At 28.5% G+C, this 13,768-nt stretch carries 11 protein-coding genes; 3 read left to right on the top strand and 8 right to left on the bottom strand.

Annotated features, from left to right (window positions below; translation table 11 throughout):
• The first annotated feature begins 253 nt into the window (after positions 1–253).
• Positions 254–2,866, top strand: coding sequence for a cation-translocating P-type ATPase (locus CURI_RS05675; protein ID WP_014967273.1), 2,613 nt, complete (start codon positions 254–256; stop codon positions 2,864–2,866).
• A gap of 85 nt (positions 2,867–2,951) precedes the next feature.
• On the opposite strand, the gene CURI_RS05670 is transcribed toward CURI_RS05675, so the two are convergent.
• The 5 genes from CURI_RS05670 to CURI_RS05650 all read right to left on the bottom strand — a co-directional run bounded on the left by CURI_RS05670 (position 2,952) and on the right by CURI_RS05650 (position 7,933).
• Complete coding sequence (locus tag CURI_RS05670) at positions 2,952–3,677, bottom strand: EcsC family protein (protein ID WP_014967272.1); 726 nt, start codon at positions 3,675–3,677, stop codon at positions 2,952–2,954.
• 197 nt (positions 3,678–3,874) lie between these two features.
• Entirely contained in the window at positions 3,875–4,525 is a 651-nt protein-coding gene (trhA, locus tag CURI_RS05665; RefSeq protein ID WP_420805144.1) for a PAQR family membrane homeostasis protein TrhA, read from the bottom strand.
• 159 nt (positions 4,526–4,684) lie between these two features.
• On the bottom strand, positions 4,685–5,221 hold the full coding sequence (locus tag CURI_RS05660) for a YcxB family protein (RefSeq protein WP_041701573.1): 537 nt from the start codon (positions 5,219–5,221) through the stop codon (positions 4,685–4,687).
• A gap of 42 nt (positions 5,222–5,263) precedes the next feature.
• Entirely contained in the window at positions 5,264–6,709 is a 1,446-nt protein-coding gene (locus CURI_RS05655; protein WP_014967269.1) for a vWA domain-containing protein, read from the bottom strand.
• A gap of 15 nt (positions 6,710–6,724) precedes the next feature.
• On the bottom strand, positions 6,725–7,933 hold the full coding sequence (locus tag CURI_RS05650; protein ID WP_051003971.1) for an AAA family ATPase: 1,209 nt from the start codon (positions 7,931–7,933) through the stop codon (positions 6,725–6,727).
• A gap of 213 nt (positions 7,934–8,146) precedes the next feature.
• Between CURI_RS05650 and CURI_RS05645 the strand changes: the two genes are divergently transcribed.
• On the top strand, positions 8,147–9,361 hold the full coding sequence (locus CURI_RS05645) for a 4Fe-4S binding protein (protein ID WP_014967267.1): 1,215 nt from the start codon (positions 8,147–8,149) through the stop codon (positions 9,359–9,361).
• Between the two features lie 56 nt (positions 9,362–9,417).
• Positions 9,418–9,882 (top strand): FMN-binding protein, encoded by a 465-nt coding sequence (locus CURI_RS05640; RefSeq protein WP_014967266.1) that lies wholly within the window; start codon positions 9,418–9,420, stop codon positions 9,880–9,882.
• Positions 9,883–9,951: 69 nt separating this feature from the next.
• On the opposite strand, the gene CURI_RS05635 is transcribed toward CURI_RS05640, so the two are convergent.
• From CURI_RS05635 to CURI_RS05625, 3 genes are all read right to left on the bottom strand, one after another.
• Entirely contained in the window at positions 9,952–10,704 is a 753-nt protein-coding gene (locus CURI_RS05635; protein ID WP_014967265.1) for an exodeoxyribonuclease III, read from the bottom strand.
• 156 nt (positions 10,705–10,860) lie between these two features.
• A complete protein-coding gene (locus CURI_RS05630) occupies positions 10,861–12,522 on the bottom strand; it encodes a sensor histidine kinase (protein WP_014967264.1) in 1,662 nt (553 codons plus the stop codon).
• A 142-nt stretch (positions 12,523–12,664) separates the two neighbouring features.
• Positions 12,665–13,675: a hypothetical protein gene (locus CURI_RS05625; protein ID WP_014967263.1), complete on the bottom strand. Its 1,011-nt coding sequence runs from the start codon at positions 13,673–13,675 to the stop codon at positions 12,665–12,667.
• Between the last annotated feature and the right edge of the window lie 93 nt (positions 13,676–13,768).

The raw sequence follows: 13,768 nt of genomic DNA, 5'->3' as shown, positions 1-13,768 counted from the left end.
CACTTCAATTTTTAATAATTTGTATTGACAATTATCCATATATGTACTATCATACATTTAAGCAATAATTTAATATTTTATTTGATATTAAAAGGGAGTAGTTTAAAATATAACATCAACAATCTCGATTAGGGGCCTAATCTGGTGTTATATGCCATTTGATTTTGGTTACAAGACTTTTAATATAATCTTCTTATGTTGGAGATTATATTAAAAGTCTTTTTTTATTTTATTAAACGAAAGGAGATAAAAAATGAAAAATTATTTCTCAATGTCAGTAGAGAAAGTATTAGAAAAATTTAATGTGGGGAGAGATGGACTAAACGATTCTGAAGTTAAATCTCAAAGAGAAAAATATGGTTATAATGAATTAGCTGAAGGAACCAAAAAAAGTGTTTTTCAAGTTTTCATTGAACAATTTAAGGATTTATTAGTAATCATATTATTAGCTGCTGCGGTTATTTCAGCCCTTTCAGGTAATCTTGAAAGTACTATAGTTATCTTTGCGGTTATAATATTAAATGCCATACTTGGAACTGTTCAACATGTAAAAGCTGAGCAATCATTAAACAGTTTAAAGGCTCTTTCTTCACCAAATGCTAAAGTAATTAGAAATAGTACTAAAATAGAAATTCCTTCTAAAGATGTTGTTCCTGGAGATATCTTAGTTTTAGAAGCAGGTGATTTTGTTCCTGCTGATGGTAGAATTCTAGAAAATTATTCTTTACAAGTTAATGAAAGTTCTTTAACTGGAGAATCTGAAAGTGTTATTAAATTTTCTGAAATTATAGATCAGGATGAACTTGCTCTTGGTGATCAAAAGAACATGGTTTTCTCAGGAAGTTTAGTTACTTATGGTAGAGCTTATGTTGTTGCAACTGGTACAGGTATGAGTACTGAAATTGGAAAAATTGCAACATTACTTGAAAGTACACAAGAAAAGAAAACTCCTCTTCAAGTAAGTTTAGATGATTTTAGTAAAAAATTAGCTATAGGTATTTTAGGAGTATGTGCTATAGTTTTTGCATTAAGTATGTATAGACAAATTCCTATTCTTGATTCTTTAATGTTTGCAGTTGCATTAGCTGTTGCAGCTATACCTGAAGCTTTAGGTTCAATTGTAACTATAGTACTAGCTATAGGTACGCAAAAAATGGCTACTGAAAATGCCATTATTAAGCAATTAAAAGCTGTTGAAGGATTAGGATGTGTGTCAGTAATATGTTCAGATAAGACAGGTACTCTTACTCAAAATAAAATGAAAGTAAAGAAATCTTTTGTAGATAATAAAGTTATAGATTTTGAAGATTACGATTTAAACAATGATCTTCAGAAAAAATTAATGAGATGTTCTATATTATGTAATGATTCTATTATAGATAATGGTACTGAAATAGGTGATCCTACTGAAACTGCACTAGTAGATTTAGGTAAGAATTATCAAATAGATGAATTAGAGCTAAGAGATATTTATCCAAGACTTTCTGAAATACCTTTTGACTCTGATAGAAAGTTAATGAGTACATCTCATGAAATGTATGGGAAATGTATTATGTTTACAAAAGGTGCTCTTGATGTACTACTTCCAAGAATTAAATATATAGAAACTTCTGATGGAATTAAAGAATTTACCGATGAAGATAGAACTAACATAGAAGAAATGAATCAAAACTTTTCTGAAAACGGACTTAGAGTTTTAGCTTTTGCTTATAAAGAAATTCCAGAAAATTATGTACTGTCTTTAAATGATGAAGATAATTACACTTTCCTTGGTCTAATATCTATGATTGATCCACCAAGAGAAGAGTCTGCAAAAGCTGTTAGCGACTGTATAGGTGCTGGTATCAAACCTGTAATGATAACAGGTGACCATAAAATAACAGCTTCTGCTATAGCTACTCAAATAGGTATATTAAAGCCTGGAGATGAAGCTCTTAATGGTGTTGATTTAGATAAATTAAGCGATGAAGAACTAAAGGAAAAAGTTGATAAAGTTTCTGTTTATGCAAGAGTTTCACCAGAGCATAAAATAAGAATAGTAAAGGCTTGGCAAGAAAAAGGAAATATAGTTGCTATGACAGGTGACGGTGTAAATGATGCTCCTGCACTTAAACAAGCTGATATAGGAATTGCTATGGGTATAACTGGTACAGAAGTTTCTAAGGATGCTGCTTCTATGATTTTAACTGATGATAATTTTGCTACAATAGTTAAATCAGTTGCTAATGGTAGAAATGTATATACTAATATTAAAAACTCTATCAAATTCCTACTTTCAGGAAATACTGCTGGTATATTTTCAGTTTTATATACTTCATTATTAGCACTACCAATGCCTTTTGCACCAGTTCATTTACTATTTATAAACTTGCTTACAGACAGCTTACCTGCTATTGCCATAGGTGTTGAAAGTCCAAAAGGAGATTTATTAAAGCAAAAACCAAGAAACAGTAAAGCTCCTATTGTTTCAAAAGACTTTTTAGGTGAAATAGTTTTTGAAGGTATTTTAATAACAATATTTACTTTGATAGCTTATCATATAGGATTGAGAAGTGGTGGAGATGCTGTAGCTAGCACAATGGCCTTTGCTACACTATGTCTAGCTAGACTGTTTCACGGTTTCAACTGTAGGGGAGATAAATCTTTATTCCAAATAGGTCTATTCTCTAATAAATTCAGTTGGATTGCATTCTTTTTAGGCTTAGGACTTCTTACTCTTGTTCTGACTGTAGGACCATTAAAAGAGCTATTTGAAGTTAGCAACCTTAATAGTGCACAACTTGAATCGATATATTTACTAGCATTTTTACCTACTGTTCTAATTCAGTTATCTAAAGTTATACTTGTAGATAGGGTAAAAAAATAGTTGTTCAAATACAAATAAAGCTGTTTAAAAGATATTCTATCTTTTAAACAGCTTTTATTTTTCTACAAACAAGTTCTTTATATATCTACTTATATTCATTAAAAATCCTTAGTCTGTACGAGTTAATAGCTATCTCTCCAAGCTTATCCATAAGCTGATAGTTTGCATATGCACCTACTACACTTCCTATACCCGGTAGCAACTGTAACATTTTTGCTAGATCTATATAGTCCCTGTACTCTTGTTGAAACTCTCTCCAATCAAATAAATTAATATCTTCCGGAAAGTTTTTTGAATAATTGTCCCAGTCTAACATCTGGCTATATACTTCTACACGCTTCTTTTGACTAGAAAAAGCTAGTTCAAATATGTGTATTATATATATTCTTTCTTTGTAGTCTTTTACATCGAATCCATAAATACTAGCAACATCAAATAAAAACTTCATCTTCAAACTTAATAAAATAGGAAAATCCGCTAGTCCCAACAATATACCTCCAGCACCCGTTCCTGCACCACTAACACTTGCTGTTTTTTTATAAAAACTTAATTTTTCATTTACCAACTTTTCTCTCTCTTCTAAGGAAGCAATCTTTAGAGGCTCTTTTGTAATGTATTTGGACCCTACTAATACTGCCTTTATCATATTTTTAATCGTTTCTGTAATAACAATATGAACTTTTTCAGGTATTAAGTTGTTTCCCTTTGTTTGTATTCCCTTAGCTAAACGGTTCATTATAGATGGCTTTCTACTCATTTCTTTCTGCCATTTTCTTAATTCATATATTGCCTGCTTTTCATATTCTATCATTCGTATACCTCTCATCTTAGATAATTATATTAATATGCTTATAGTGTATCTAATTTAAGTACAAAAAATGTTCCTAGTAATACTTTATTATAATTTAATCTAAAAATCTAATAAAATATATCACCAGAAACATTTTATTTATATTGCTTATTTTCTTCTGATACTTATATCTACCATATTTTACACTATTCTATTACTTATCTAGGTATTAAAAATAACATAGTAAAGAAGTGACAAACACTTCCTCCAAGTACAAACATATGCCATATAGCATGATTGTATTTTAATTTAGCCCAACTATAAAATATAGTTCCTATAGTGTATAATACTCCCCCCACTACTAAAAAAACTATACTTTTTGTATTTAATGCTAGGAATAAAGGCTTAATTGCAACTACAACTAACCATCCCATAAGTATATAAAGTATTGTTGAAAGTGTCTTGAACTTCTTTACGAAAAACACCTTAAATACTATACCTGCGATAGCTATAAACCATACTATACCAAATAAACTCCATCCTAATTTCCCTCTTAACGTAATCAACGTTAATGGCGTATAGCTTCCCGCTATTAGTAGAAATATAGCTGAATGGTCAAATATCTTCAGTATACTTTTAGCTTTGCCTTCAGGAGCACTGTGATATAGTGTAGAAGCTAGATATAGCATTATTGAAGTAGCACCATATATGCTAAAACTTACTACATACCATGCATCTCCAAACATACTAGCTAGAACCACTAAAACTACAAGTCCAGCTATTGATAGTCCAATTCCAATACCATGAGATACAGCATTTGTAATTTCTTCTGTGTTTATAGATTTTTTTATACTCTCCAAGTGTACCACCCCTTACATTATAGTTTTTTTATATAAGTATTTACGTTTATGTTTATATATATTATATACTTATTTTGCCCTAAATTGCTAATAATAATCTAAAAAAATAAAAGCATAAGTTTTACATCATATTTTATAGTAAACCTATGCCTTAATTTAATAATTATTTTATTTCCATTGTTCCAGCTCTTTTTTACTATATTTTTTTAGCATATTTGTATAGTCTTCTTTGTCACTTTCACTTGCAAATGCTTCTTTAGGTACAACATATGCTGAATTTTCTGTATTATAAACGAATAGGTATTCTTGTGTTTCTACTAACTTTTCTATATTTTTCCACTTCGTTTCATTTACTCTAGTATTTGATTCTTCTATAACTCCGCTCTCTTCCAATCTCAATGTACAATTGCCTACTACTTCTTGATCACTAGCCTTATTCATATCTTTTTGTATATTTTTTTTAACAGCTTTCATATACCACATAGGATAAATTATTACCCATGAGATGTATAGTGCTCCAAATACAATTAACCATTTTGTCAGCTCATTTGAGCTTTTTCCTATAATAAAACAAATTATAAAAAATATAAGTGGAGTAAGAAATCTTTGTATATTTATTATACGTTTAATTTCCTTCGAGTTTTTTATATTGTACATACTGAAGTCTACGAGATGAGTTTTTCTTACTTCATAACTTGCTTCCATCCTATCCATTTCCCCTTTCTCTAATTTTTTATCACTTTATGTTTAAATAGTAAATAGTACTTCATTAGTTTCTTCTACAGTTTCATCCGTTAAGTCTCTTAGCAGTATCTGAGTATCATTAATTTGATTTAGAGCTGCTTCTATTTTATCTGAAACATTTACAGCAATCATTCTAAATTGTTTTTCCTCTTTTTGATTATTAAAATACGCTATAAATTCTTCATCTAAAGGAGCCTCTCCGTCAGTAATAAATACAATATCAGCATACTTATATTTAGAATTATTTATTAATTTAAGAGATTCAGTTAATGGTTCTATAAAGTTAGTACCACTACCGTAAAAAGATGTAGCCAAACTATATATCTTACTTGGTTCAACCTTATTTTTATTAAATTCTATTATTTCTCCAACTTTATATGAAAAAAGTATGGCAACAAAATCTCTTTTTTGCTTATAAGCTATATCTAAAAGTGCCATAGCTACAGATTTTGACCATATTTCAAGTTCACCTTCCATAGAACTTGAGGTATCTATACAGCATATGATAGGACCTTTAGATCTTATTCTATTATTTTTATATTTATATGAAAGTAGTTCTTTTTGATAGTATTTTTTATAAAAACTTTTTTTAGTTTTCTCATTAGCTAAAAGTAGTTTTTCAGAAGGAAGTACTTTATGAATTTCATTTCCTAACTGAACTCCACAAATTTCTTGACCTTCTTCTTTAGTTTTTCTTTTTTGGAGATTACTAGCTGAGGCTCTAAATCTACCAACCATTTCAGATAGCTGTTTAATCTTCTTAAAAGTTCTTAGCTTCGATGCTACTGCTACCTTCTCATCATAAGAAGTTGGATTCAATTTACCATCATCAAGTCCCCAAAATTTTACTGTATTAAATATAGTCAAAAATTCTTTATATGAAAAAGAAACACTTTTATAAATTAAGTTACTATTTGACATCATCTTTTCTAAATTTTCTATATTCGTATCTATATTATTTTCTATTTCTTTTAGTTTATCAGATGACTTCTCTAACGATATATATGTTTTAATATTCTCTCTATATTTTTTTATTTCAGCAATAAAGTCTTTGTCTGTGTCTAATAGCTTCTTATAGTTATTTATTATTTCTTGACCCAGTATTTCTGTAGCTAATATAGAGTTGAAATAGTTTACCGAACTATTTTTTCTTAGAGGCTCAAGTTCATCTGTATCAAGTAAATTTTTTATTATCATATTATTAAATCTATATTTTACATTCATCAATTGTCTATCTTTAATTATCGGTTCTGCCTTGAATAGAGATAAATATATATCTTCACTTAATTTATCAAAAGTACTAAGAAGTTCTTTATTTTCTTGTACACTTTTTTTAAGTCGAGGAGACTTTTTAAATATATTGTTGTAAATATCTAAATCTAATTCAAAGCATTCTATATTATTAAATTCACTACTAACTGACCATTCATTGAATATTAGATTTTCCACAACTACACTCCTTCTTTAAAAAAACATATCTTCGTCATCGTCTCCTACTTGTTTTGAGATTACTTCTAAATATTCTGATATTTCTTTTTCAAGAGATATAAATTTATTTTTAATCTTTTCTTCCATTAGCTCAGATTCTTTTAGAATTCTCTTAGTTTTATCATGAATGTACTCTATAGATCCTTTTATCTCTACTAACATTCTAGTATCTGTTATATTTTCTGTAGTTGTAACTATTTCTTTATAACGCTTTTTAGTAAGAGCATACTCTTTTTCATAAGACGTAAGTGAAGATTCTTTTAATATCTCTTCTATCTTTTCAATTTCTTCTAGATCATTCCAAAGTACATCTTTAAGACATGTAAAGTCTGTTTCATCAACTCTATCTCTATTATTTAATAATGCATTAACTCTTAAAACTTTTAAACATTCATTTTGTCTTCTGTCAGATACTACTATTCCTTCTCTTAATAGTGCATTCATTAGAGCTATATACTCTTTTAACATAGAGTCATCTATTTTAATCTGATTTAACGCTTTTCTTAATATTTTTAATTCATCTAAAGTTACAGTTGTAACTTCATTATTATTATTGTTATCTAAAAATCCTCTAAACATTTTTAATTTATTTTGAACATCACCTATATAGTCAACATACATTCTAAATATCATTCTATCATATAGCGCAACTAAAGAGTCTTCCTCTGGAAACTCATTTGATGCAGCAAATAAAGTTATCAGTGGAACATTTATTGGCTGTCCATCATTGTAGAATATCTTTTCATTTATTATAGGTAAAAGTACATTTAAAGTAGGTTCGTTACACTTAAAAATCTCATCTAAAAATACTATTTCAGCTTCTGGTAATTTATTTGTAGTAACTCTTAAGAATTTATCTTTTTCCATTCCTTTGATACTAAACGGTCCTAATATTTCTGATGGATCTGAAGTTCTATTTAATAACCAAGAAAAGTATCTTCCATTATCTATTCTTTTGCATAATTCATTAGTTAGTGCACTTTTTGCAGTTCCTGGTGGTCCTATCAGTAGAACAGTTTGTCCCGTTATTAGCGCCTTTATACTATTATCTATAACTTCTTCTCTCTCAACAAATATCTCTTTTAATTCTTCAGATATATTTTGCAATTTTTTAACTATTGATTCAACTTCTTTTGAATTTATTTCTAATATTTCATCATTAATGTTTATATTGTTTTCTCCCATGTCCATACCTCCTAGTACATAAATTATATTATACCTTATTTGTTATTTTATCAATAGCTTTTAAGGCAAGAAATATCTCATAATATCCTTCTTAAATAAATTAATAAATTTTTTCTTCTTGCATTACATATGTATTTTCTGGTAGAATGATATTGATAATCCTTATCATTATTGTTCTATATATTCTATTTTATGGAGGTGATTAATATATACTTGAAAAAACGTTCTAGTGTTCAATTATTTTTCTTTGTTTTACTTGCTATAGTAGCTGTATCTAAAAACTTTAACCTAAACATTTTACCTAACATGCTAAATGTATTAAATACTATATCCCCTATTGGAGGAGTAGTTAATACTGTTGACTTCTTTACAGGTGGAGCTAGTTTAGTTAAAGAAGATGGACTAATAGTACTAGGAAGCTTGTTTTTTGCTCTTATTATAGGTCCTATATTTTGTGGATGGCTGTGTCCTTTTGGTGCTTTTCAAGAATTTATACATAAACTATCAGAGAAAAGATTTTTGAAGTTGAGAAAAAAACTTAATGCAAATAAGAGTCTATTACAAAAGTTATCTGTATTAAGGTATATATCTCTTTTATTTGTGATTATTCTAACTTTAAATGGTTTTCATCTGATACTTTCTAACATTGATCCTACATACTCATTGTTCTACATTCCACTAGGAAACTTTAATATATTAGGAGCACTAATACTTATTTTATTAATATTTATAGGATTGTTTATAGAAAGGTTTTGGTGTAGATACCTGTGTCCATATGGTGCTTTACTAGGTATTCTAAATAAAGTAAAGATATTTAAAATAACTAGAAAGGATCAAATCTGTACGGAATGTAAAAGGTGTACCAAAAGTTGTCCTATGGGAATTGAGATTACATCATATGAAGGAGTTAATAACTTAAGCTGTATTTCATGCATGGACTGTATAGATACTAATGTTTGTCCACGTGAAAACACACTATTATTACAATCATCTATAAAAGGAAAAGAAGCCTATAAGTTTATAGTAAGTGAGTTTTTAGTAATATGGTTTGCTATAGTATTTATTATTCCTTTTTACTATAAGGTCTCTAGTTTTACTTATGCGCAAGAAGTGGGTTCAACAGTTGTTAATAGTAGCAGCATTAGCTTAGACTCTGGCAATTTTAAGGATGGTATATATGTAGGAGAGGGAACGGGATATAAAAGTATAATCCAGGTCGAATTAAAAATTAAAAATGGAAAAATGGAATATGTAAAAGTTATTTCACATGATGAAACAAATTCATATGCTAAAATACCAACTGAAGTTATTCCAAGCAGAATCTTAGATAATCAGTCCACGAATGTAGATGTAATAACAGGGGCAACTTGGACTAGTAATGGAATAATAGATTCAGTTAATAATGCTTTAAGTAAATCTAGATATTAAAATTTTAATATCTATTAGATTTAAAATTTATATACTTTCAAAAGGGGATGAAAATTATGAAAAATAATTTAAGAAATATTTTAAGTTTTATTGTAATTGTAATTTTAATTGGTAACCTTTATTTTATTTACAATCTAAAAAGCTATATAGTTTCTCTTGATTTAAAAGAAGTTAAAAATAAAGTTGAGAATCTTGAAAAAGAGAATAAACAATTATATGAAACGGTAGTATCTCTAGAATCATATATTAATCCTAACAATAAGACATATGATGATGGTGAATATGTTGGAGAGGCAAAGGGTTATAAAAGTAATATTAAGGTTAGTGTAAGCGTCAAAGATAATAAGATAAGTGATGTAAAAGTTATATCTCATGATGATACTCCATCTTTCACTGATAAGACTATCGAAGTTATTCCAAAGGAAATAGTAAATAAGCAATCTACCGACATAGATGTTGTATCAGGTGCAACATTAACAAGTAAAGGGATTTTGGATGCAGTAAATAATGCACTTAAGTAAAATTATAAAATAAAGAGTCTGTCCAAAGAGTATATATTTACCTTTATCTCTAGGACAGACTCTCATTCTTTACAATAGCTCTAACATCACAGGGCAATGATCACTTCCCATTATATTAGAGTGGATTTGAGCATCTTTTATTTTATCTTTCATTTTTTCAGATACTATAAAGTAGTCAATTCTCCAACCAGAATTATTTTCTCTTGCTTTTCTCATATACGACCACCAACTATATGAACCTTCTTTTTCTGGATATAAGTATCTAAAGGAATCTGTAAATCCTGATTCTAATAATTCCGTCATTTTATTTCTCTCTTCATCTGTAAAACCTGCATTTTTTCTATTAGTCTTTGGATTCTTTAAGTCTATTTCCTTATGAGCTACATTTAAGTCTCCACAAAGTATAACAGGCTTTATATTATCTAAATCTTTTAAATATTCTCTAAAAATATCTTCCCACTTCATTCTATAGTCAAGTCTTGCTAACTCACTTTGAGAGTTTGGAGTATAAACATTTACTAGATAAAAATCTTCAAACTCTAAAGTAATTACTCGACCCTCTTGATCATGTTCTTCTATTCCTAGTCCATATTTAACTTCTATAGGCTTTTGTTTTGTAAATATAGCTGTTCCAGAGTAGCCCTTTTTAACAGCATAATTCCAGTATTGCTCATATCCTTCTAGTTCTAGGTTTATTTGCCCTTCCTGTAACTTTGTTTCTTGAAGACAAAATATATCTGCATCGATATCTGTAAAGTAGTCTAAAAATCCTTTCTTTACACAGGCTCTAATACCATTTACGTTCCAAGAAATTAGTTTCATAATTAATTACCTCCATTCCATGTTCATTACAATGATAAGTTACTAAATTTAAATAGTTATTATAAGTTCACTACTTAGCCATATATGTTCATAACAACAGTATATCATAAATATATATTTACTTAAGATATTCGTTTATTATCTACTTTCATATTTTTATAGATATATATCTGAGAACTCAATATTTACTTTCTCTACATATTTATTTAAACTGTCATTTAATTGACTCAAACGTTTTTCTTGTTTCAGTAAATTTTCTTCTTTAATAACTTTAACAGGTAACCTTATTATAAATTTACTTCCTTGTCCATTTTCGCTTTTAGCTTCTATATTACCTTCATGCATCTCTACAAAGGATTTTACTAGAGATAGTCCTATACCACTACCTTCACGATTTCTTACAAAAGACTTATTTACTTGTCCAAAACGTTCAAATATAAATTTTAACTTTTCCCTCTCAATACCAACTCCGTCATCTTGAACGGAAATTTCTATGTATTTTACTTTATCCTTTATAGATACTTTAATGTTTCCATCTTGCTCTGTAAATTTAACTGCATTAGAAATTAAATTTAAAATAATTCTTTCAATTTTATCTGGGTCACATGCCATTATTTTCTCTTCTATATCTGTGTCAAATATTAAGTTTATTCCTTTTCCCTCTATATATTCTGCAACTGATAGTGTGATATCTTCTATAATCTGTACTATATTATAATTTTGTAGACTCAAATTATAAAAATTAGAATCTATCGTAGTTGTATCTATAAAGTTATTAATTAGTCTTATTGTTCTATAGCAATTCTGTCTCATTGTATCTAAGTGATTTCCTATATTACTTAAATTGCCTGATGATTGATCCTTTTTTAAGTACATGTTTAAAAGCTGTATTGTACTTAAAATTATATTTATAGGTGTTCTAACTTCATGAGATATATTAGCAAAGAACTCTGTTTTCAGCTTATCGTATTTTAGAGCTTCTTTTGCCTGCTTTACATTAGTCACGTCTTGTATCTGAGCTATAAAGTATAAAGGATTTCCGCTCTGATCTCTTACTAATGAAATACTTATAATAACCCATATAATATATCCTTGCTTATGAATATATCGCTTTTCTATATCATAAGACTGTATTTTATTAGCTATTAGATCATTAGACTTTTCCATATCTGTGCTTACATCCTCATGATGAGTTATATCTTGATATTTCTTTTTAAGCAGTTCTGCTTCTGAATATCCTGTCATTTTACACATAGACTTATTAACTTTTATCAATTTACCATCAAGGCTTGTAAGTGACATCCCTATAGCAGCATTTTCGAAAGCACCCCTAAAGCATTCTTCACTTTCTTTAAGACTTTGTTTCATATGCACTCTTTTCGTCACATCGTGTATAACAACTATTCTATTCATCACACCATCATCCATAAATGATATACCAGCAGCCTCACCATATACTATCGTTCCATCTTTTCTTATAAACTTTTGCTCCATATAGGGTAACTTTGTTTCTTTACTACGAAGTAGGTTTATTCTCTCTTTTATTATATCTATATAATCAGGATGAGACATTGCTACTGGATTCATTGTTGTTCCTATTATTTCATCAGGTTTCTCTATACCTAGAAACTTAGCTCCTGCCTCATTTACATAAAATAACTTATCTTTTTTATAAAAATATATAGAAACAGGTGATAATTCAACAACTTTTTGAAATAAGTATTCACTTTTTCGCAATTCATTCTCTTTTTTTTCTAGTTTTCTCTCTAGTTCCCTAATGTGCTCTTTTAGATAGTTTACTTCCTCAACGTTTTGCATCGTAGTTGTTTTCTCCTTTCAATGTCAATGTCATAGCAAAACCAAGTCTATTATAAATTATTGTATTATATTTTCCTAATAGTAGCAGACTTGAACAGCTTATAAACTTTTTTCCACATTCCACATATATATATCGTCCTAATTACTTCTTATACTCAGTTTTTTCAATTATTGTAAAAGCACTTTCCCAATTCTCTATTTTTATTGGATCTTCTATATAATTTGAATAAGATGTATTGCCATCATCTAGAAAAGATTTTATTTCAATTGTTTTATAATAAAAGTCTAATTCTTTAAGTATATTTAGAATTTTATAAGCTTCTTTGCTAAAAGATTCTTTAGAGTCATAAAATGAATTTACTCCATTAGGCTTTATTGTAAGTCCAATGGAAATAGGTTCATTACCAGAATAAATATCTGTCTTGGAGTATTTATTCTTAGGAAGATTTATATCTACCCATAAACTAATATCTTGCTCAGAAATACTTGTATTCTTGTTGATAATCATTTTTAACATTGATTCTACCATTTCAGCTTGGTTTCTTTCAATTCTGAAATGATAGTCATCACTTATATTTGCTCCCCTTGAATAATAAATGCTTCCTTTCTCCCTTGAATCATTTTTACTTTTGACGTCAATAATATAGTCCGTCATCTTGGAGTTATGACGAACCCCTGTTATTTCTAGTTTACCGTTATAAGTCTTGTTAATGTAATTCATTACATTAACCTTAGCCTCAAAATAGCCTAAAGACGTCCCATAAATTTGCATGTGAACTATAATTATAAGCACTGTAAATATAATGCTGAATGTGCCTAATATAATATACTTAGCTTGTCTCCAATCACTATTAAGTTTTTTAATATATGTAGCTAGCAAAAAACCTGTACCTATTTCTACAGTACTGTTTATTAGTGTTAATATACTTAACCATGTATCAATTGCAACTCCCAATATAATATGCATAATAAAAGCAGTAGCAAGCATATACCAAATCTTGTAGTTAAAAAAAGACAGACAAAACGCTAATACTATTATAATAGGTAAGGTAGCTAAAAAACCTTTATTTAGCATTGTAATGCTAATACAGATGATAGTTAGTAGTGTTCCAAGTATATCTATCATCTGATTTACCCAATCTTTCAGCTTCATATTTAATCCCCCTGTTTAGTATTTAACTTATTACTAATTTAACCACATATTAGTCCCAAATCTACCCCTTTCTATTCTTAATATAGCAAAACT

This window comes from Gottschalkia acidurici 9a (assembly GCF_000299355.1).
Classification (GTDB): domain Bacteria; phylum Bacillota; class Clostridia; order Tissierellales; family Gottschalkiaceae; genus Gottschalkia; species Gottschalkia acidurici.
The sequence above is the reverse complement of the archived record's forward strand: the minus strand, read 5'-3'. Positions and strand labels throughout refer to the sequence as shown.

Bases quoted from the DNA above. Each gene is read 5' to 3' on its own strand.
- CURI_RS05660 (WP_041701573.1), bottom strand. From the start codon at position 5,221: ATGGAAGCAAGTTATGAAGTAAGAAAAACTCATCTCGTAGACTTCAGT.
- CURI_RS05625 (WP_014967263.1), bottom strand. From the start codon at position 13,675: ATGAAGCTGAAAGATTGGGTAAATCAGATGATAGATATACTTGGAACA.
- CURI_RS05630 (WP_014967264.1), bottom strand. From the start codon at position 12,522: ATGCAAAACGTTGAGGAAGTAAACTATCTAAAAGAGCACATTAGGGAA.
- CURI_RS05635 (WP_014967265.1), bottom strand. From the start codon at position 10,704: ATGAAACTAATTTCTTGGAACGTAAATGGTATTAGAGCCTGTGTAAAG.
- CURI_RS05675 (WP_014967273.1), top strand. From the start codon at position 254: ATGAAAAATTATTTCTCAATGTCAGTAGAGAAAGTATTAGAAAAATTT.
- CURI_RS05670 (WP_014967272.1), bottom strand. From the start codon at position 3,677: ATGATAGAATATGAAAAGCAGGCAATATATGAATTAAGAAAATGGCAG.
- CURI_RS05640 (WP_014967266.1), top strand. From the start codon at position 9,418: ATGAAAAATAATTTAAGAAATATTTTAAGTTTTATTGTAATTGTAATT.
- CURI_RS05650 (WP_051003971.1), bottom strand. From the start codon at position 7,933: ATGGGAGAAAACAATATAAACATTAATGATGAAATATTAGAAATAAAT.